Genomic DNA, 21,587 nt, shown 5'->3' with positions numbered 1-21,587 from the left:
GTGTCCCAGCCGTCAGCGTTATGGAATTGACAACCAAGCCTTGCGGGATACCATCCAACAATTTGAGGGAAGACCCCGGTTTGTTGACGGTGATGGGATTATACCATCCGGTAGCAGGATGCCTGCCGGCACCGTTCATCTTCAACGTTGCGGGGGTATTTCCCATGAACGTTATACCCTGGGTACCGTACCGGACCGAAGCGGCCAGCTCCAAATTTCCATAAACGTATAAAGGTTGGCCTCTGTTGATTAAGCCCGCCGAAACGGTCACCCCCACCCAAGACATGTTATGGCAATATGCCGGGCTGGTGGTAGGCAGGTCGATGTTATCACCATCTGCCAGCCCGCTGTTGGCATCGAAAAATACGTTGTCGTTCAGGCTGGGAACGATTGAATGGTTGGGAGCTCCTCCCGAGGTCGTGGACCAATGGCCGAGGTCCGACCAGGAACCGGCGCCACGTACCCAATAATAATCGGCCGCCTGGAGTTGAACAACAATAAAAAAGGAAAGACATGCAAGTAAAATCTTTTTCATGGTAAACGAGTATCTGTTCTGGTAGAATGATCTTTTGACCGAAACAAAAGTATCTGAATGCAACCCACGGCACAATCGTTCCCTTTGGAAATGCGGTTCGACAAAGTAAGCGATCCGATATCGAAAACTTTCTATTTATCCAGGCCCGCGCATTAAGTTTGAACGCAAACCCACGGACGGTTTAAGCGGGACGCGCAGCAACGGCTAGCTGCAACTGCCGGTCAACATCGACGTCAGGACCTTTGCTTCCGCTGCCCATGAAGATTAGGTCTGTTTGCTGTGGGCCAAAACGGATGGCGCAACATAAACCGTGTCGCCGAATGCGGTTTTTAAGGTCGCTTTTGATTTAGGCTGCTACGCAATTCGATTGGCAGCATACAAAGGTAACTCGCACCATTCCCTTAACAGGTTTGCCCGTGTTTATTGAACCATAGCGGTTATTCGTTTGCTGCACACACCCCAGGCGGCATAGGCGATTTCGTTACACAGGTCTTTTTGGATTATATTTTTTCGCTATTTTTACCGAAAATTTTCTATCCATGGAAAAACCTTTAGGTCGCTTGAGTATTCAACGATTCGTATAATTACCTTAACGTGTGTAAGCCTACAAACCTTATCAGGACTGTTTTCTTCTCATGCACTGTAGTGCTCGCCGTCTGCCATTATACCCTTGCCGCGGATAACCCGTATATCCTCAGCCACTACACGGATGAGCATAACCTGCCTCAGAACAGCATCAAAGGGATCGGACAAGACAATATGGGCTTTGTCTGGCTGATTACTGAAAAAGGGCCTGTACGGTATGACGGCGAAGGTCGTTTCAAAACATTTAACAGCCTGTCAAACGCGATGAAATCCGTCCGAATGGTGGCCTTATATAAAATTGACCAATTTGATGACCTGATTGGCCGAGGTGAATACGGTGAAACGGTATTATTAAAAAACGGTACAGCAACTTCACTTCAGTCCGGCAATGATATCATCAGCAACCTATCATTACGTTACCAGGAAGCTATCTATTTTAACTTATCCCTACCATCGCCGTATTCGCAGTACCAGAACAAACATATCTTCATTCCAGACGGCTTGGAAGGCGGGTTTCTAATTTCGCAGGATTCCATTTCGCACGTCAGCAACGATGGCAGCTTATCACCAGCATTCTATTTTCCCAACAAAGGCCATTGGAATTTTGCCAGTAATCACGGGAAACTGATCTACTTTAATGAAACGCTCGAATACATTGAAATCGACAGGAATTTTAGTATCAAAAGGAACAGAATTCTGGGTGATATACAGCAGTTGCCACCCAACACACGTTTCAACATTTTTTGGAATTCCGCGTCTAATCAACTTTTCATTTACACCGCGCATAACCTGTACCGTTTATCGCAAGATGGCGAGGGCGGTTTACATAGCCAACTACTAATAAGCAACTTTGACTTTGATAAAAACGACATCATCACGGCTCACTATATGCCATCGCAAAACCAACTTTTGCTAGGTAGCGCCACGAAAGGCTTGTTTGTAATCAAAAAACGTTTCTTTAAATCGCTCGTGGCTAACGAGGCTTACTCAAGCCTGTTTTATAACCAGACGGTGCTGCCCCATGGATTGTTGCTGACGAATAATGGCATGGCCTTTGATTCCACGGGGCAGTTTCATTTCGCTCCGCTGCTGAAACGAGACAAATTTCAACACGGCCAGATTATCGGACCCGATGGAAACGTCTGGATTTTGGAGCATGATAGTATCCTTGTTGTTACACCTGACCTCGACCGTATCGTCGGCATAAAATCAGTTCCGGAGTATCCCAGAGTGGCATTTAAGGATGACTCCAATAACTATTGGATTGGCGGAGGAATGGGCGTGCTGCTTAAATATGATGTTAATGGGGACGAGTTCCAGACACAAGCATCTTTTCCTAGTATAATTACCTATCTGGAGAACAAAGGTGACGGGGAGCTATTTGTCAGCACCGAAGACGGACTTTTTATTTTCGATGTGGTAAACGGCACCTGGACGGAAATACCGCAATTCAAAAACAAGCAGGTACGCAGTATCCGAAAGGAGTCGGACAGCAGGCATTGGATCACCACTTATCAACACGGCTTTTATCTGTTTGAAGACGGGCAAATTACTGGCTTTCCCCTTGATAAATCCCTTCACCTGGCTACCTCCCATTGCACGCTCGAAGACCGGAATGGCTTTATCTGGATCAGCACCAATAAAGGCATTTTTAAAGTAAGCAAACAGCAATTGCTGGAATACAAAAACAACAGCAAAAAAACACCGTTCTATTTCTATTACGACAAACGGTGGGGATTTCAGACAAACGAATTCAACGGGGGATGCCAGCCCTGTACCGTTGAACTTTCAAATGGCTACTTTTCGTTCCCGTCGCTGGATGGACTTGTGCAATTCAACCCGTTGGCTGTTGTAGAAGAATTTCCGTCAGGCGAAATTATACTCGATGATGTAACCGTGGATGACCAATCGCTTGCGCTAACAGATGTCATACCTATACCGCATCATTTTTCCCGGTTGGACATCAAATTGGCTACGCCATTCTATGGCAGCCCGAACAATGTTGAAATCGACTACATGCTGTACAGTAAGCGGCGAACATCAGGCGACTGGGTTCCGCTTAACCTACAAACCAATACGCTATCAATCAACGAGTTATCGTCAGGACATCACGAAGTGCGGGTTCGAATGCGCCAGGGCATCCATGCAGACGATTTCTACATCAAAACGTTTCATTTCTACGTACAACCGCTTTTTTACGAAACATGGTGGTTTATCGGTCTTTCATGTATCGCAGCTGGCGCAGTTATTTGGTTACTTATCCATTTGCGCACACAGCTGGTGCTCCGACAAAATCGATTACTCGTCGAGAAGGTAAATGAACGTACCGACGACCTAAAGAAACAATACGAGTGGCAGCAACGCCTCTCGGCTTCGATCACCCATGATATCAAGGCTCCGCTCAGCTATGTCGTAAAAGCGTTATATGCCATGAAGTCTGTCGCTGGAAAACAGGCCATTGCGCCGGACGACGTAGAACACCTGTACCACGCCACCCATCACATCTATCACTATTCCAACAACCTCACCGAATTTGCCAAGGTAATGTTCACCAAAGAATGGCTCACGCTCGGCGACGTATGCGTGAATGAAATTGTTGAAAGACAGATTACAATTTTCCGACCCGTGGCCGATTTACGCGGCAACATTATACACAATTGCATTCCTACAGGTATGTCCGTTTGCTCGCAGACAGACATCTTATCGGTTATCATCCACAACATTCTTGACAACGCCATTAAGTTTACCAAGCGCGGCACAATCAACATTTACGCCGAAAAACAATCGGATAATCGGACATCGGTTCATATAACTGATACCGGTGTTGGCCTGACAGCAGATCAAATCGCCGCTTTTTATCAAGTAACACGGAGCGCAAAGGAAACGGAGCGCAATGGAGACAGCAACGGATTGGGGCTGATGCTGGCCAAGGATATGGCAAATCTGATTCGTGCCGAGATGTCGATCCAAAGCACGCGGGGCGTCGGTACGACGGTAACCATCACGTTACCTCATACAGCCTAAACTTGTCGATTAGCTCTTTCACATTGCGCACGCCCAATTTGTCGTAGATCTTCGCCTTGTACGTGCCCACGGTAGATGTGTGGATAAACAATGCTTCGGCCACCTCCGTCACGCCCTTTCCTTGCGCCAACAGCCGGCAGACTTCCAGCTCCCGGTTTGAGAAGTCGTCAAGCGGATTCGCCGTCCCTACAGATCCAAGGTTCAGTCTACTTTGCAGCAGGCTGTCTTTAAGCCCAGGGCTTAGGTATTTTTTGCCATGCAATACGGTATCAAGCGCCGCCTTGATTTCACTTTCATCACTATCTTTCTGCAGATACCCATCTGCCCCCAGATCAATGTAGCGAAGGGCATAAACCAGCTCATCGGAGGCTGAGTGCATCAATATGCGTACATCTTTTTGGACGTCCCGTATCGTCTTAATCATTTGGAGATTATTTCCGCCTGGAATATCGATATCCAATATAACGATATCGACTGGCTTTCCGGACGTCAATACATGTAGCAGTTCTTGCATATCGTCAACAAGCGATACGTGACTTTTGGGCATCCACTCATAAACGATATACTTCATCCCTACCCTGACCGAACTATGGTCATCGACAATGACAACATGAATCGACATATAAAGGTTTTTTCAAAATTGAAACGGTAATCGCGTATATTTCATCACAAATTTAGTTAAATTCCTTTTATAAACAATTTTTTACCGTTGCCGATAAAAAGAAACTTTTTGGCCCGGCAGGCCAGCAAGAAATAACGATTAGCTCTTCAAAACCCCCAGCCTATATGAACCGTAGGGAATGGTGTAAAGGAAGAAGATTTAAATGCATCTCCCTCCATTTCGACATCTTTTGCGTTCAATACGTATCCCATTCCTAGCCACGGTGTGATAAAGAGGTTGCCCCAACCTGTGTTCCAGCGATAGCCTCCGCGTACGCCCAGCAAATACTGGATTCGGTTGAGATCAGCCCCGGTGGCTTTATGGGCCACATTCAACCGTTGAATACCACCATCTATACCTACAAAAAAACCATCGGGCAAGCCTTTGAAAAACCGGTCTACTTTCCAGCCCGCTCCGACAAACGAGGAGTTGAATGCATCGTTGCCATGAGCCCAACCCGGAATATCGAGCCCAAATACACCCAAATCAAAACGCCAGGCACCGGTGAGGTATCCTCCGTGTACGGAAAATCCGTTCAATGCAAGCGCTATTGGATCAATGTCAATGTCGAATCGGCCATGGCCGTCTGATTGGGCGAATGCTTTTGATGAAAAGAGTATCAGTGAAATTAAAATTAGTGTACCTATCCGCATAAGAAGATTTTCCGGTTTCTACTTAAAAATTTTTAAGTGCCTGGCCTACGTGTTGCCGAATATCCTCCTTGCTGATGTGATAGAAACTGCCTATCGCAACGGCCCCGGCTACCTCCGCGCCCAATATAGAAAAGATGGCTCGGGCATCCTCCAAGGCGCCGGCTCCCCCGCTTTCTGCTGGTGAGGTACTCAGCAGCCATACCTGTTTTCCCAACAAAATACGGTAATCTTCCTGGGTGCGTGACAACCAGTCCATTGTGTTTTTGAAAGCTGTTGTTATCGTCGCATTATGCTCAGCAACAGACACTACGAGGGCGTCGTGCCCCTGAAGCAGTTCCCTTAACTTGCGAGCAGACTCCGGAATACCTTCCTGCTCTTCCAGATCTACCGAAAAAAGCGGTAACGGAAAGTCCCTGAGGTCTATCAACGTGGCTTTATGTCCGTTCAGCATCCCGGCAGCCTGTTCTACGATTTTCCGGTTAATGGATTGAGCGCTGGTGCTTCCTGCAAACAATAGAATTCTTTTCATGGTGTTGACTATTTATAGCGTTAGTGAATCTCCCTATGATAATTTGGATTATTTTTGCGTATGAGGCATTTTTTTATTCCAAGCAAATATGATGGAGATTTCGCTTGCCAAAAAGTGGCATAACAGACATAATGAGCAGGTGATCTTGCCAAAAAGGAAAAATACATGATCCGAACCGTTGTTGTATTCGTAAACGGGGGTGCACCAACCACTGCAGTGACCCCGATAGAAATTTTGAGTAGTGCAGGATTTCTGTATGAAGAGCTGAAAGGTGGTAACGGCAAGCGATATTTTGATGTTCGTACCGCGTCGCTGGATGGTCAAAACGTCCAGACACTTACCCCAATGCAACTGATACCGGATCATTCAATCGATGAGATTGAAGCTGCTGATCTATTGATCGTATCAGGCGGAGGCGGCAGGCTGGAGAATATTTGCAAGCAAAATGAAAAACTCATTCCGTTGTTAAAGCAATTTTATGAGCAGGGCACGGCCATGGCCGGAATATGCTCAGGTGTATCATTGCTTGCCGAATCTGGCCTCTTGGATGGCCGTCCTGCTACCACACATTGGGCGATCGTTGATGATTGCAGGGAACGCTATCCGCAGGTAGACTGGCAACCAGAGCGATATGTCACTGAGTCAGGCAATATTTTTTGCAGTGGTGGTGTCTACAGCGGTGTGGATTTATGTCTTTATATTGTGGAGAAATATTGTGGTCATCAAATCGCCATGCAAACAGCTAAAGCGCTTTTGCTGCGTACTCCCCGCATCTGGCAAGCGGGTTACACAGCAGAGGCTCCCAAAACTAATCATGAAGATGAGCAGATCAGAAACGTACAAGAATGGGTATTCAAAAATTTCCGGGAGCTCATTGACCTGTCTGTTTTGGCGGCAAAAGGTAATATGAGCCCTCGTACATTTTCCCGTCGATTTAAAGCAGCAACCGGTGAAACACCCATAAATTATCTCCAACGCGTGCGGATTAACGCTGCAAGGCACCTGATTGAAAACGATCTTAAATCTGTTTGGGAAATAAGCCGGAGTGTTGGATATGAAGACTTGAGTTCCTTTAATCGACTTTTCAAGCGTTTCACCGGCCTGTCGCCGAGTGTTTATCGAGAGCGCTTCTCTGCTGCATCTATGGAAAAAGTGAGTTATGGGCATAACACGCATCATCATTGAACAAACGGTGAGGGCAACGCCTGATACCGCCGCTGCGACAACGCCATCGTAAAAATACGCCAATCAAAATCGAAAATTTACTACCATTTGTAAGATATTATAGTAAAAACAGACGCCGATAATCAATAAAACGAAAAAAATACGAACTAATAATTAATTCTTCTTGTGACCGTCGAGTAATTTGAATACTTTTACGCCATTCATCGCATTGTAGCCGATATACCATCTATCATAAGACGTGACTTCATTTATCACCTCAATCAAAAATATCGTTTTATTAGCGCTTGCAACGTTTTTTATCCTTTCGAATCCAACGCTTGCTGCAGATGAAACGTTCATCATTAATCACTATACCGACGAGCACGGTCTCCCCCAGAACAGTATCAAAGGAATCGGCCAGGACAACTTAGGCTTTCTGTGGCTGATTTCAGAAAAAGGCCCAGTCCGTTATGACGGGAACGGGCAATTCAGAACGTTTGATCATTTGTCGGCATCGTTAAGTACAGACCGAATGGTAGCGCTCTATCAAGGTGGGCGGAATGGGGAGCTCTGGGCGCAGGCGGAGGATGATGCACTTGTCATGTTAAAGGATGGGAGGGCAGTCACTTCGGATGCAACCTTTTGGGACATTTTTGATAAGCCATGGCTGAATCAGAAAAAAAAGCTGACTACGACTACGCGGTTACCGATACCTCATCCTAAACCATCTCCAGAATACCTCTTTATCCCCGACGGTACTGGAAGTGGATTTGTGGTATCAAAAGACACGGTTTGGTCTCCTCCACTCAATCTACGTACTCGGCACAAGCGTCATTTTCCAAATGCAAATCCATGGGCATTTGTGAGTTTCAAGGGAAAGCTGCTCTACCTAAACCAGCTCCGATCGTATGAGGTATTGCACCGAGATAACCGGCTTACGCGTGAAAATATCGGTGGTGATTTGCTTGAGTTACCGGCAGACGCTCGCTTTACCATCTATTGGAACACGGCTTCAAATCAGCTTTTTATTTATGCAGCAGAAAGTCTCTATTGGTTATCGGAAGATGACCATGGAAGACTCTACAGCACGTTGCTCGTTTCTGGATTTGATTTTAAAAAGAATGGCATTACTACGGCACATTACATGCCATCGCGAGGAAAGTTATTTTTGGGAAGTGCTACAAAGGGCCTTTTTACTGTGCGAAAGCGACATTTCAACACGCTCCATTCGGGTGTTGACTATCCTAACAACGCTTTTTACAGCCAAACATTGCTACCCAATGGACTGCTATTGACGAATGATGGCCGTGCTTTTGACCAAAATGGTCTACCGCACCTGCTCGATTTTTTGCAAGAAAAAAAACATCAATACCATCAGGTCTTCGGCCCCCACGGGAATTTATGGGTCTTTCAACGCGATACCATTCTTCTTATTGATCCGCAAGTTAGCCGAATTCTGAGTATTAAGCCAAATCCGTCGCAGGCAAAGTTTGCCGATTGGGACGACGCCTCAAATTTTTGGATCGGAGGGGATACAGGTAAATTGCTGAAGTATGACGTAGACCGAGATACCTTTTTAACCATGGCGTCCTTTCCGGCAATCACGTACATTGAAGACGGAGATCGTCAAGAATTGTACATTGGCACGAAAAATGGCCTATTTGCCTTCAACACGTTGCACTGCACAAAAAAGGAAATTCCCGAATTTGCAGGTAAGATGGTACGTAGTATTTATAGGGAATCCACCAGCAGGCATTGGATAACCACTTACCAGCATGGTTTCTTTTTGTATGAAAATGGGGAGGCCACTGCTTTTCCTTTGGACAAAAATGGCTATTTGGCAACATCACATTGCATGCTGGAGGATCGTCGCGGATTTCTTTGGATAAGCACCAACAAAGGGTTGTTTAAAGTGAGTAAACAACAGTTATTGGATTACAAACAAAATAAGACGGCGGCACCTTTTTATTTCTACTACAATAAACAATGGGGATTTAATACCAATGAGTTCAATGGCGGCTGTAAGCCATGTGCCATTAATCTGCCTAACGGTAATTTTTCTTTTCCATCATTGGATGGCCTCATACAATTTGAGCCCACCGCTATTGATGATGAATTTCCATTGGGCGATATCATACTGGACGGGGTGACCTTAGACGAGAAAGCATTACCTGTGCAGGATACCATCCGCATCCCGCATGATTTTTCGCGCTTGGATATTAAAATCGCCACGCCTTTTTATGGCAATCGGCACAACATGGAGATCGAATATATCGTCACCAGCGAAGACAAGCCCAGGGGAAATTGGCTCGTGCTCAATAGTGCGAACAACACCCTCTCCATCAATAGACTTTCCTCTGGAAATCACACGATCTTGATGCGTATGCGGAAAGGGATGGGTCCAGGGGACTTCAACTACGCGACATTTCACCTCTACATACCTCCGTTATTTCACGAAACCACTTGGTTTCCTTTGCTTATTTTTGTTGTGTTATGTTTGACTGTGTGGTTGACTATCTTTCTGCGGACCAGATTCATCCTCAATCAAAACCGCTTGCTTGTCAACAAAGTCAACGAACGGACACTTATACTTAAAAGCCAATATGAATGGCAACAACGGCTCTCCACGTCGATCACACATGATATCAAAGCACCGCTCAACTATGTGGTCAAAGCGTTAAGCAACATCCGTGACATCGCGAAGGATGAGGGCTTTTTACCCCGTGAAATGGAACAGGTCTACTTATCAACCAAAAATATTTACCATTATTCGAATAACCTGACGAAATTAGCCAAACTGATGCTGACCCGGGATGTATTAGAACTCGCAGATGTACAGTTATATGAAATTGCACAACGGCAAATTGACATCTTTAAATCGGCCGCGGAGTCTCGGGGTAATACCATACACAACCGTATTCCCGTTGGTACTAAGGTACATTCCAATCCCGACGTGTTGGCCATTATGATCCATAACCTTTTGGACAATGCGACAAAGTTTACCCAGAACGGAAATATACAACTAAATGTCGAGCAAGGAACCGACAACGCGGTGGTATTTAGTATCAAAGACACCGGCGTAGGTCTTTACCCCGAACAACTGGATTACTATAATGATGTGATTAAGGAACAATTGCCCGTTCGGGTTGAGGGGAAAACCATTGGTTTTGGTTTATTACTGGTGAAAGATATGGCTCACTTAATCGGCGCTAAAATGTCTATTCACAGTGTGCTGGGAGGAGGCACTACCATTTCATTCATTTTGCCCAGCCATGCATGCTAAACGCGTCCATCAACTCCCGAATGTTCCGCACACACAATTTCTCGAAAATTTTACTCTTATAGGTTCCCACGGTGGAGGTGTGGATAAACAAAGCTTTAGCAATTTCCCCAACGCCTTTTCCATCAATCAATAAACGGCTTATCTCTAATTCTCGGTTGGTAAGATACTCTATGGGATTATTATGAGAATAAGCTTTTTGGTTCAACCTGCTTTGCAGTAGATGGTTCTTCAATTCACTGCTTAAGTACTTTTTACCAGCGAGCACGGCGTTAAGCGCCTCCAAGATATCGTCTTCATCACTATCTTTCTGCAAGTAACCATCGGCTCCGGAATCGATATACCGCATCGCGTAAAGGTCCTCTTCATAAGCTGAAAGCATCAGTATCCGAACGCTTGGCTGGAGATTCCTGATCATGGAGATCATTTGGAAATTGTTTCCCCCCGGTATATTGATATCCAAAACGATCATGTCCATCTTTTCCAATGACAACAACTCCAATAAGGCCGGCAAATCCGCTGCAAGATGGACGGTGCACTCGGGCATCCATCCACGAACAAGGTATTTCATTCCTAATCTCACTGCGCTGTGATCATCGGCAATAGCAATGTGCATCGGCATATATTGGTTCCTTTCAAAAAGATACTGTACTTCTTCGGTGGCGGAAAATGAAAGTTAACATGTTCATTTCATTCACAAAAATCGCAAAAAATACATGCTATTGCTAATAAAATAATAAAAATCTTAAAAAGAAACTATTTATCCTTCCATACAGTTTCCTGTAGCGCACCAACAGAAAAGACCGACACACGATTCATTGTTTTCGCAGCGAACCGCTGTTGAAGATGGGCCAATCCAACAGTTTCTGTATCTTTGGATACAATTTACGTCGACATGGATATCACAACCTTCAAAGAATTTTTGAAACACGACAACCTTCCTGTTGGCCTCACGGTACAACAAGAAGCGCTATGGTACGATGGCAAGGGCGAGTGGAATAAAGCGCACGATCTGATAAACGACTTGGACGACCGCCTGTCCGCGCACGTGCACGCTTACCTACACCGCAAAGAAGGCGATTTGTGGAATGCCGACTACTGGTACCGGCGGGCTGGACGGCAGCGTCCGGAAAAATCGCTGGAAGAAGAGTGGGAGGATCTGGTGAAAACAATGCAATAGATAAGGCTGTAGCTTTATGGAACACAACATCAGTCAAATCGACAGTTAGTCGCTGAGCTAGCCAATTGCATATAAAGCGCTTTTTAGCTAAGTTTGCCGCATAAATTAAACGGATGAGTACCGCACTATCAGAACAGGAACTGCAGCGCAGGGATGCGCTGGCGAAACTGGAGGCATTGGGGATCAACCCCTACCCTGCCGAGGAGTTTGAAATCAACGCGACCGCCAGCGACATCTTAACGAACTACGAACGCGATAAGCTAAATTACAAAAACATCAGTATCGCCGGGCGGATGATGAGCCGCCGGGTGATGGGCAATGCCTCATTTATTGAGTTGCAAGATGCAACGGGACGCGTTCAGGCATACCTCAAACGCGACGACCTTTGCCCAGCTGAAGATAAGACATTATATAACACCGTTTTCAAAAAGTTGCTTGATATCGGCGATTTTGTCGGCATCAAGGGGTTTGTGTTCACCACCAACACGGGTGAGATTTCGATCCACGTACAAGAACTCGTTCTGCTGTCTAAATCGTTGAAACCGCTGCCTGTAGTCAAATCAGCAGACGGCAAAACGTTTGATGCTGTCACCGACCCTGAATTCCGTTATCGGCAGCGGTATGTAGACTTGGTCGTAAACCCCAAGGTGCGCGAGACATTCATGAAGGTGTCTAAGGTGAAAACGGCAATTCGCGATTTTCTCAACCAACGGGGGGCCCTGGAGGTGGATACGCCCGTGCTTCAGTCCATCCCAGGCGGCGCAGCGGCCCGCCCATTCATTACGCATCATAATGCGCTGGACATCCCGCTGTATCTCCGTATTGCTAATGAGCTTTACCTTAAACGGCTTATTGTGGGCGGCTATGACTGGGTATATGAATTCAGCCGAAATTTCCGTAACGAAGGCATGGATCGCACACACAATCCCGAGTTTACGGTACTCGAATTCTATGTTGCCTATAAGGACTATTTATGGATGATGGACATTACCGAGAAGCTTTTTGAGCATGTGGCTATGGCGACCAACGGTACCACCAGACTGCAGGTAGGCGATAAAGAAATCAATTTCGCTGCGCCCTACCCTCGTGTAAGTATTTATGATGCCATCAAAGAGCATACAGGGTTCGAGGTGGACGGATTGGATGAAAACGGCCTGCGCGAAGTCTGCAAACAACTAGGCATCCCCACGGACGAAAGCATGGGAAAGGGGAAGCTAATCGACGAAATTTTCGGCGAAAAGTGCGAACACCGTTATATTCAACCCACTTTCATCATTGACTACCCGGTCGAAATGAGTCCGCTCACGAAGAAACACCGCAACAAGCCAGGGCTGGTTGAGCGTTTTGAACTTATGATCAACGGCAAAGAATTAGCTAACGCCTATAGCGAGTTGAACGACCCGATTGACCAACGGATACGGTTCGAAGACCAGCTTAAGCTGATGGAACGTGGCGACGATGAAGCGATGTTTGTTGACTACGATTTCCTGCGCGCACTGGAATACGGCATGCCTCCGACCGCTGGCATTGGCATCGGTATCGACCGCTTAGCTATGCTGATGACCAACCAGCAAAGCATTCAGGATGTGCTGTTCTTCCCGCAAATGCGTCCCGAAAAATCGGTAAAACAGGCTGTAGTCGCTGACTACGTTGAACAAGGCATTCCTGAAGAATGGGTACCTGTGCTGCAAAAAATGGGGTTAAACACGGTTGAGGCCTTGAAAGCGGCCAATCCGAACAAGGTGTTCAATGATATGGGAGGTCTACGCAAGAAAATGAAACTGGAAATTCCTATGCCGACGAAGGATGAGGTGTTAAAATGGTTCAGCTAAGCTGAACCAATTACTTACCCATACACCCAAGGTACCAATACCAATGTGAGCAGCACAAGGATGACAACAGTAATCAAATTTAGCCAGAAGCCGGCTTTGACCATATCAGTCATCCGAATATAGCCGCTGGAAAATACAATAGCATTCGGTGGTGTAGATATTGGCATCATAAACGCGCAACTGGCGGCCAACGTAACAGGGATTGCGAGATACATGGGATTGATGGCCAGGTTGTCCGAAAGGCTCAGCACAATCGGTAGAAAAATCGTTGTCAGTGCCACGTTACTGGTCAACTCGGTGGCATAGAGTGTAAATGCAGTGAGCAGCGCAATCAGTATCCAAAGCGCCATGGTTCCGTCGCCCGCGATAGCATTACCCATATACTCCACAGCCCCGGAACGCTCCAACCCTTTGGCTAGGCACATACCCCCACCGAATAACAACAAAATGCCCCAAGGTAGTTTTTCGGTATACTTCCAATTAAGCACATACTCATGCTTTTTAAGGCTTACTGGAAGAACAAACATCAAGAGGCCACCGCCCATGGCGATGATGGTATCATTCAGGTAGTCGCCTCCAAACGCCGCATTGATCTGCGTTTTAAATACCCAACAACAAGCCGTAGCGAGAAAAATCCAGGCCACCATGCTTTCCGCGCGGCCCATGCTGCCTAGTTCCCGCAGTTTCGTGCGTACCAATTCACCCGAACCGCTAAGTTTCCCCAGCCCGTGGCGGAAAAGCACCCGTGTGATAAGCAGATACGTGACCGTTAGCATGACAAAGCAAACAGGTATGCCAATAAGCAACCATTGGGCGAAATCTACATCCTGATCATAGAATTCTTTCATGAATCCGACGAAAACGACATTGGGCGGTGTCCCGATGACCGTAGTCACTCCCCCGATATTCGCTGCGTATGCTATGCTCAGCATAAGACCGAGCTTAAATTTCCTGAACGCTGTTTCCCTTCCCTCAGGCTTTTCCTCCTCGAGTAGGTTTACAATAGAAAGCGCGATGGGCAGCATCATCACCGCAGTAGCGGTATTGGAAATCCACATGCTGAGAAACGCGGTCGCTAGCATAAACCCGAGGATAATGCCGTTGGCTTTTGTACCGGTCATCTTCAGAATATTCAATGCGATGCGCCGGTGCAAGTTTTGCTTTTCCATCGCCAAAGCGATGAGGAAGCCACCCATGAAAAGGAAAATGATCGGACTGGCATAGGGCGCTGCAGCCTCGGCCATGGTAAAGATTCCAAATACCGGATATAGGATTAGCGGTAGCAGTGCTGCCACGGGCAAGGGAACAGCGTCGGTGATCCACCAGACCACCATCCACACCGCCAACGCCAATACCTGCGAAGCCCCGGGTTGCAGGTTGTCCAATGTTAATGAGGATAATAAAATAATAAAGAGTAATGGCCCGGCTATAAGCCCGATTGTCTTTCCCATATAAGCGACCGAAATTTAGTTTACAGCGGCGCAAGATACAAAAATCCGGGAAAGCCAAGATGGATCCTCTTCCAAAAGGGCGCACTATTGAAGTTTCATCGGTATCGCCATCATCATGCCTGATCCGCTGTTTTCCTTACTCCACTGCGCTACCAGCTCCTTCGATTCGGCGCTTGCCAGCTTGGCCTTTTCTTCATCACCCGTCTGCTGGTAGGCCAGCTGTTTTAGGTCGTATAGTTTAGCACGATCCAATGCATGATCCATGGTGGCCAGCAGGGTATCCGCCCATCCCAGGACGTTACTGGCATAAGTTTCGCTGGTTTCCCGGAGCATTTTGCCAGCAAATACGCTCAGCGACACCGGAATGCTCTGCCCATATACCGTTAGGCGCTTGCTGACGACGTTATCCAGCAGCTTGATGTAGTTCTTCCAGTTTGCTGTTTTGCCAGCTTCGACGAGTTTGGCCAATCTGATTAATTCATCAGCGTGGGGTAACCGGCACTTCTTAATGGTCGCCCTCGTTTTTTTGAATGCGCGCTCATCAAATGTCCCATCGCCTGCAAACAGCCGATGAAACCCTTTGCTGAACAAGTTTTCAATCGCTTCGTCTCCATTTTCTACGCCGACGCCACGCAACTCATCCCGATGGACGGCCAAATAGCCTAAAACCGAGCTATTAGGGTCGGTTAAATAACTGGTGGCTAATGTCCAGTTGATTTCCGTGATAAGATCCGCGCGGGGCAGCGCGTCAAGATAAGCTGTAGCCACGGATGCAGCTTCATCTTGCCTATAAGCCATGGACAATGCCTTCAGATACTGCTGAATGAACGTTGCCGACCGATCACCGCTGGCATAGCGTTGATTCAACGCTGCTAATTGATTTTCCGGCTGTAGGGCAATCTGTGCTTTGTTAATAAACTCGTCTGCCGAAGATGAACCGACAATGCGGTGCACTTCCTCTCCTTTTGCGTTGATGAACAAGTACGTCGGGTATGCCTTGATGTTGTAGCGCTCTTTCAATGCAATGCCCTCACCTCTTTCCATGTCCCTCTTTACGTTGATAAAGGTCTGGTTAAAAAAGCTACCTACCTCTTCCCGGGTAAAGACCTCCCTGTCCATTGTCTTGCACGGCCCGCACCAAACGGCATATCCGTCCAGAAAGATCAATTTATTTTCCACCGCCGCCTGTTGCAGTAAGCTTTCCCAGGTTCCATCCTCAGAAAACAAGATCCCCGGTTCTGCGTGATACTGGTTTGCCTGTCCTCGTGCCTGCAAGGCCTTTTGCCCTACCGCAATGAACCGGTCTGCCTCCATAAACCCACCGTCTTGATGTACGACGTTGCCATCCCCATCGATAAACAAGTAGGTAGGATACGCCATAATTCCATACTGTTTCACCAATTCAGGGCCATCTCCCTTCTCCATGTCCATGCTTATGTTGATGAATTGGCCGTTGTAAAAGTCGGCCACCCTATCCAGTGTAAACACATCTCGCTCCATCATGCGGCATGGCCTGCACCATTCAGTCTGCGCGTCTAAAAAGATTAGCTTACCGCTGGTTTTAGCCTGTTGCAATACTGCTGCCCATGATCCGTCGGCAAAGATTATGGACCGGGTATTCGTCTTTTTCTCCGCCGCTACAGCTGCAGAAGCCCTTGCCTTCTGCATTAATACGGTCGGGTCTTCCATTACAGCATAAGCATTGGTATACTGTAATTGTGCACCCTTCGCATCGTAAAATACATAAGCCGGGTACATCAGCATATTCAAGTTAGGGACAAAAGCCTTGCCTGCCTCGGATCCCATATCCATGCGAATGCTTACACAATTGTCACGAAAAAAATTACTAATGCTATCCAGCGTAAATACTTGCTCTTCCACATGCTTGTTATGGTCCGATGGTGGGCCGCTCCGCATCACGTCGACGAAAATAATCTTACCTTCCTTTTGAGCCTTTGCCTGCGCTTCTTCAAACGATAACTGCTCAAACGTTACTTGGGCCATACCCAGGGTTGTGGTTGCCAGCATCACGCCAAACAGGGCAATGCACCTCGATCTACTTGTTCGCTCTCTCATATTTATTATTGTTTTGTATATAAAGTTTAATTGGGTCTCTATGATCAATTTAGGTATCCCGGGTTTTGGACAATCACTCCATTGCTGATATCGATTTCGCGTTGGGGGATAGGCAGTACCCACTTGCCTTCTGGCAAACCGTTGTCACGTGGAAACTGTCCATTGCGTATGCGGTCATAACGGTAAAATCCTTCAAAAGCTAGTTCCTTACGACGTTCCTCCAATATAACTGCCAGTAGCGCTGTTGGATTCTCGAAATCATCTACCGAGTAGGTGCCGGCATCCTTCATCGAACGGCTCCTGACCTGATTTAGTAATGAGACGGCTTCACCTGTAACACCCTTGGTACGTGCCAGCGCTTCGGCACGCGTCAATATCACCTCCGCTAAGCGGATGACCGATACATTGTCACGGCCATTGCTGTTGTTGAACTTAAACGTCGTACGCTCGCCAAACTGATCGGGATTGTATATGCTATCCCCTTTGAAAATCAATTGTTGAGCTCGCAGGTCTCCGCTGCCAAACATGCTGATAAATGCGGGAGATATCCAAAATGATCGTTTGAAGAAATAGCCGTTGCTCAAGTTATTATTCAAACTGGTGGAGGGGCTGGTGATATGGCTGACAGGGAAGGCAAACAAATATTCTGGCACCAGCGTTTTGGCCTGTCCATCCGAATTCGGCGGAAATAGGTCCAACAAGTTTGTAGCCAACTGATAGATGGCTGGTCGCGATTGCAACACTTCAGCCGCCGCAGCTGCGGCATCCTCAAAACGGTGCATATAAAGCCATGTACGGGCTCTCAACGCCGCAGCACTTCCTTTGGTGGCTCGCGAGCGGGTATGCAGATCGTTACTATGCCGGTCGGGCAGGTCAGCCATGGGTTCGGTAAGGTCAGCAATGATCTGTGCGTAAACTTGCGCATTGGTTGATCTCGGAATGATATCACCCGTATCATAGCCTTCAAAAGGCATAAGCTGTAACGGTACGCCGAGGCCGTCGGGACGATCCATCAGTGCCCCGTCTCCAAAAAGCTTCAGCAAATCCAAGTAGGCGTATGCGCGTATCAAACGGGCTTCCGCAATAAACTGTGCCTGTTTGGCAGCCGCATACTGGGCGTACTGCTGGGTTTTTACAATGATGTTGTTGGCGAGGTTAATGGCCCTGTAATAGTTTTGCCAAACCGATTGCACACCGTCATCAGCAGTGACCACGCTTCCATCTTCGTATACATCATAAAACACACTGTGCTGCAGGTTTTCGGTCGTAAAATCTCCAATGACGTATGCGATATTGCCGGTGACGGCCCGAAACAGGTTGATGTATGCATCGGCGAGCGCTTGCTCAGTAGCCAACTCACTGCCAAATACCTGACTGTCAACCAATGTATCCTCTGGAGTAAGGTCCAATTGCTTGTCACAAGCCGCAAGTAGTGACAACAACAGAAGCGGGGGACCTATCATTGAAATCTTCTTCATATATTATAACCCTATGTTAATACCCAGTTCAACAAGTTTGTTCTGCGGCATGTTCAGCTCGTCATAACCCGATTGCAATGCCGATGAGCCAAAAGCGTTCACTTCGGGATCAACGCCCGAATAACCAGTCAGCGTGAATAGGTTTGTGCCACGTAAAAAAAGTTGCAGCGAGCGGACAGCCTGCCCGGGAACACGCTGCAGAACCGCAGCTGGCAGTTGATAGCCTACATTGACGGTACGCATGCGCAGATAAGACGCGTCTTCAAGAAAACGGCTGTTTGTCCGGCCGGTGGTAAAATCACGGACGCTGCTGGCAGACCCCGGCGAAGTAGTAATAGACCGATTGGCTAAGCGGGGCACATCGGTCTCGTCGCCCGTTATTTTCCAGTAGTTCAGGATTTCGCGGCTCAGGTTATTGGCGTCATCAGTGGCGTATGTGAGCAGGGTAGCCCTTGAACCATTGATCATCTTGCCGCCCACTGAAAAAGAAAAGAACACATCCAACTCCCAGCTTTTGTACCGTAACGTATTACCCATGCCGCCCCAAAACAAGGGCAGGCTGGTACCGTATACCTTGCGGAAATCATTCACATCGTCAACCTGGGCAAACAGCGATGCCGGAGGGACATGGCTTACGTTGCCCGAATGATCACGCCACAGCGGATCGCCCGTATAGGGGTCGACACCTGCCCAGTCATAGAGAAAAAACTGTGAAATCGGCTCCCCCACTTTCAAGTATTTGTATGCATCATTGGCCAAGCCTACTTCCTCGCCATCGAAATTCAGCCTCAACAGCTTGTTGGCATTGTGAGAAGCATTGAATCGCACCGCCCAGTTGAAGTCCGCTTTTCGTACCGGATGCCCCTCAACCGTAAGCTCCACTCCGCTATTGAGCATATCACCCATATTTTGCGGCTGGAACGCCCACCCTTGATAAAGCGGAATGGCCGATGTAATAATCATATTTCGAATGCGACGTTCGTAATAATCAAGCGTGACGGACAACCGGTTGTTCCAGAAGGTGGCGTCTATTCCCACATCGATAGACATGGTGCGTTCCCATTTCAGGTTGGGATTATCGGGTTGCTGCATTTCGAGGATGGGCGTCCCAGCGTAGGTCAGTCCATTGCTATTGATGCGGTATTGCCCCTGACTGCCATAGTATGAAAATGGACTGTTATTTCCTGAAAAGCCAATGCTTCCGCGAAGTTTCAGGTCGTCAATCCACGTATACCCGTTTAAGAACGACTCTTCAGAGAGCCGCCACCCAAGGGAAAAGGAAGGAAACCCGACATACCGCCTGTTGCGGCTGAACTTGGAGGAGCCGTCTACCCGGTACGTAATACCTGCGAGGTATTTGTTGTCATGTTCGTAGTTGATCCGCGAAAAATATGAAACCAACGCCCAGCTTTGTTTTCGTGTACGCGAGATGTACCTATTTGCTGCCGCACCAATATTGTTGATTTCATCACTGAAGAAACCATATCCGCCGATGGTACGGCTGTTTTCCGTCGACCGCTCGAAACTCTGCCCTAATACAGCGTTAATGTAATGCCGGCTGTTGCCGCCGTATAACACATTCACGGTATTATTCATAACTACCTTGCGGTTTTGTGCGGTACTCTCCACGGCATCATCGCCGAAACCGCTGGGCCGCTTTACCCGGCGTGTGAAGGCCGTAGACCCCGTCAGTTCTGTCCCAAATTCCGACCGGAATGTCAGCCACTTGACGGGCCGATATTGAGCGTAAAGGCTGCCAAGCGTCTGTACGTTTTCAAGCGCATTGGTATTCAATACCGCATCGGCCACAGGGTTGGAGTCCATATTGCCGATCGGATTGCTACCCCTGCCATAAACATATTGCCCATTTTCGTCTATTACGGGCACGTTTGGTGCTTTTAAGATAGCCTGCCGATAAATCGAAGCAGCGTTCAGCGCGGTATTGTCCGTATGGGAAACCGAGACATTGCTACCGACGGTGAACGCGTCACTGGCATTATAGGTAAGATTCATCCGTCCGGTATACCGTTCGTAATCGTTGTTGATGATATACGCTGGCTGACTGCGATATGATCCACTCAGGTAATATTGCATTTTGTCGCTACCCGCGGCCATGGATAGATCTATCTGTTGAGTGAAGGCCGTACGCATCACTTCCTCTACCCAATCGGTGGCATGATCAGCGGCAAATGTTTCGCCGCGGCCGAGTTGCCGGTAGTACTCGGTGTAAAGAGCACCGTATTCCGCACCGCTCAACAAAGCATGGTTTCCGACGGGTTTAGCTGCGCCGGTAACGTATCTTACCTGGAAAGACGGTGTTGCCCGTGTGCCTTTGCGGGTGGTTATTAAAATCACTCCGGCTGCTCCACGTGATCCATAGATTGCTGTCGCATACGCATCTTTCAGCACTTCGATAGATTCGATATCATTTGGATTCAGGTGGGCCAAGGGGTTGTTTTCAAAATCATTACGCGTTTGCAGGTTATCAGCCACAGTGGTACCACCAAAGCCACTGGCGGGCGTCGTCGATGGGGTGAATGTACTAGCATTCATATCGCGCCCTGAACCATATACAGGAATGCCGTCAATGACGATGAGTGGCTGGCTGCCATCCGGGTTCAGCGTACTGATGCCCCTGATAGTTATCGCAGTGGCCGATCCGGGTTGACCCGAACTGGAGAGTACATCCACGCCAGCGACCTTCCCTACAATCGCATTGTCAAAAGAAAGTGCTGATGATTTTGTGATCTCCTTATGGCTTATCGAAGCGATGGATCCCGTGATGTTGCGCCGTCGTTCATCGCCGTACCCAACCACAACCACTTGATCGAGCGCTTGCTCCTCCTCCCGCATCACGAGCCGCAGGAGCGGCTGTGGCGTACACAGCTTTTCCAACGGTGCAAAGCCAATGGTAAACACCAGCAACGTATCACCCGGCTTTGCGGAGATCGAAAACCGGCCGAATCCATCTGCCGCGGTGCTGACGGCCGTTCCTTTTACACGAACGGTTGCTCCGGGCAATGGCTTCCCGTCCTGCGTCTGTACCACCCCGCTGATTTTCGTGTCGGACTGCCGCTGGGCCAATACCGGATACAGCGGCATTAGCACCAGCAACAGCAAACTTATTCTGTACGCCATA

The 21,587-nt window shown here is 47.7% G+C and carries 13 protein-coding genes; 5 read left to right on the top strand and 8 right to left on the bottom strand.

The features are described 5' to 3' along the window. Positions 1-1,129 precede the first annotated feature (1,129 nt). Positions 1,130-4,144, top strand: coding sequence for a sensor histidine kinase (locus ACFOET_RS03485; RefSeq protein ID WP_379019597.1), 3,015 nt, complete (start codon positions 1,130-1,132; stop codon positions 4,142-4,144). Here the strand turns inward: ACFOET_RS03485 and ACFOET_RS03480 are convergent. From ACFOET_RS03480 to ACFOET_RS03470, 3 genes are all read right to left on the bottom strand, one after another. Next, entirely contained in the window at positions 4,122-4,766 is a 645-nt protein-coding gene (locus ACFOET_RS03480; protein ID WP_379019595.1) for a response regulator, read from the bottom strand. The two genes, ACFOET_RS03485 and ACFOET_RS03480, sit on opposite strands and share 23 nt — an antisense overlap. Positions 4,767-4,912: 146 nt before the next feature. Further along, positions 4,913-5,458: a hypothetical protein gene (locus ACFOET_RS03475; RefSeq protein ID WP_379019593.1), complete on the bottom strand. Its 546-nt coding sequence runs from the start codon at positions 5,456-5,458 to the stop codon at positions 4,913-4,915. 22 nt (positions 5,459-5,480) lie between these two features. Then, complete coding sequence (locus tag ACFOET_RS03470; protein WP_379019591.1) at positions 5,481-5,987, bottom strand: NAD(P)H-dependent oxidoreductase; 507 nt, start codon at positions 5,985-5,987, stop codon at positions 5,481-5,483. 165 nt (positions 5,988-6,152) lie between these two features. On the opposite strand from ACFOET_RS03470, the gene ACFOET_RS03465 reads away from it, so the two are divergent. Together ACFOET_RS03465 and ACFOET_RS03460 are read left to right on the top strand one after the other, a co-directional pair. Further along, positions 6,153-7,172 (top strand): GlxA family transcriptional regulator, encoded by a 1,020-nt coding sequence (locus ACFOET_RS03465; protein ID WP_379019589.1) that lies wholly within the window; start codon positions 6,153-6,155, stop codon positions 7,170-7,172. 238 nt (positions 7,173-7,410) lie between these two features. After that, on the top strand, positions 7,411-10,434 hold the full coding sequence (locus ACFOET_RS03460) for a sensor histidine kinase (RefSeq protein ID WP_379019587.1): 3,024 nt from the start codon (positions 7,411-7,413) through the stop codon (positions 10,432-10,434). On the opposite strand, the gene ACFOET_RS03455 is transcribed toward ACFOET_RS03460, so the two are convergent. After that, positions 10,409-11,053 (bottom strand): response regulator, encoded by a 645-nt coding sequence (locus ACFOET_RS03455; RefSeq protein WP_379019585.1) that lies wholly within the window; start codon positions 11,051-11,053, stop codon positions 10,409-10,411. The two genes, ACFOET_RS03460 and ACFOET_RS03455, sit on opposite strands and share 26 nt — an antisense overlap. Positions 11,054-11,326: 273 nt before the next feature. On the opposite strand from ACFOET_RS03455, the gene ACFOET_RS03450 reads away from it, so the two are divergent. Continuing rightward, complete coding sequence (locus tag ACFOET_RS03450; protein WP_379019583.1) at positions 11,327-11,611, top strand: hypothetical protein; 285 nt, start codon at positions 11,327-11,329, stop codon at positions 11,609-11,611. A gap of 113 nt (positions 11,612-11,724) precedes the next feature. Next, a complete protein-coding gene (gene lysS / locus ACFOET_RS03445) occupies positions 11,725-13,443 on the top strand; it encodes a lysine--tRNA ligase (protein WP_379019581.1) in 1,719 nt (572 codons plus the stop codon). A 14-nt stretch (positions 13,444-13,457) separates the two neighbouring features. On the opposite strand, the gene ACFOET_RS03440 is transcribed toward lysS, so the two are convergent. The 4 genes from ACFOET_RS03440 to ACFOET_RS03425 all read right to left on the bottom strand — a co-directional run bounded on the left by ACFOET_RS03440 (position 13,458) and on the right by ACFOET_RS03425 (position 21,586). Continuing rightward, the gene (locus ACFOET_RS03440; protein WP_379019579.1) at positions 13,458-14,894 is read right to left on the bottom strand and encodes an SLC13 family permease; all 1,437 of its coding nucleotides are present in this window, start codon (positions 14,892-14,894) and stop codon (positions 13,458-13,460) included. A gap of 84 nt (positions 14,895-14,978) precedes the next feature. Next, entirely contained in the window at positions 14,979-16,970 is a 1,992-nt protein-coding gene (locus ACFOET_RS03435; RefSeq protein WP_379019577.1) for a thioredoxin family protein, read from the bottom strand. 44 nt (positions 16,971-17,014) lie between these two features. Further along, positions 17,015-18,448 carry a RagB/SusD family nutrient uptake outer membrane protein gene (locus ACFOET_RS03430; protein WP_379019575.1) on the bottom strand — a complete coding sequence of 478 codons (1,434 nt, stop codon included), beginning with the start codon at positions 18,446-18,448 and terminating at the stop codon, positions 17,015-17,017. 3 nt (positions 18,449-18,451) lie between these two features. Next, complete coding sequence (locus ACFOET_RS03425; RefSeq protein WP_379019573.1) at positions 18,452-21,586, bottom strand: SusC/RagA family TonB-linked outer membrane protein; 3,135 nt, start codon at positions 21,584-21,586, stop codon at positions 18,452-18,454. Between the last annotated feature and the right edge of the window lies 1 nt (position 21,587).

The sequence above is a fragment of the Parapedobacter deserti genome (genome assembly GCF_042646065.1).
Taxonomy (GTDB): domain Bacteria; phylum Bacteroidota; class Bacteroidia; order Sphingobacteriales; family Sphingobacteriaceae; genus Parapedobacter; species Parapedobacter deserti.
This window is presented reverse-complemented; position numbering and strand designations above follow the sequence as displayed.

Excerpts from the sequence above, each read along its gene's own strand:
- ACFOET_RS03450 (WP_379019583.1), top strand. The coding sequence starts at position 11,327 with ATGGATATCACAACCTTCAAAGAATTTTTGAAACACGACAACCTTCCT.
- ACFOET_RS03430 (WP_379019575.1), bottom strand. The coding sequence starts at position 18,448 with ATGAAGAAGATTTCAATGATAGGTCCCCCGCTTCTGTTGTTGTCACTA.
- ACFOET_RS03465 (WP_379019589.1), top strand. The coding sequence starts at position 6,153 with ATGATCCGAACCGTTGTTGTATTCGTAAACGGGGGTGCACCAACCACT.
- ACFOET_RS03480 (WP_379019595.1), bottom strand. The coding sequence starts at position 4,766 with ATGTCGATTCATGTTGTCATTGTCGATGACCATAGTTCGGTCAGGGTA.
- ACFOET_RS03455 (WP_379019585.1), bottom strand. The coding sequence starts at position 11,053 with ATGCCGATGCACATTGCTATTGCCGATGATCACAGCGCAGTGAGATTA.
- ACFOET_RS03435 (WP_379019577.1), bottom strand. The coding sequence starts at position 16,970 with ATGAGAGAGCGAACAAGTAGATCGAGGTGCATTGCCCTGTTTGGCGTG.
- ACFOET_RS03425 (WP_379019573.1), bottom strand. The coding sequence starts at position 21,586 with ATGGCGTACAGAATAAGTTTGCTGTTGCTGGTGCTAATGCCGCTGTAT.
- ACFOET_RS03470 (WP_379019591.1), bottom strand. The coding sequence starts at position 5,987 with ATGAAAAGAATTCTATTGTTTGCAGGAAGCACCAGCGCTCAATCCATT.
- ACFOET_RS03440 (WP_379019579.1), bottom strand. The coding sequence starts at position 14,894 with ATGGGAAAGACAATCGGGCTTATAGCCGGGCCATTACTCTTTATTATT.
- ACFOET_RS03475 (WP_379019593.1), bottom strand. The coding sequence starts at position 5,458 with ATGCGGATAGGTACACTAATTTTAATTTCACTGATACTCTTTTCATCA.
- lysS (WP_379019581.1), top strand. The coding sequence starts at position 11,725 with ATGAGTACCGCACTATCAGAACAGGAACTGCAGCGCAGGGATGCGCTG.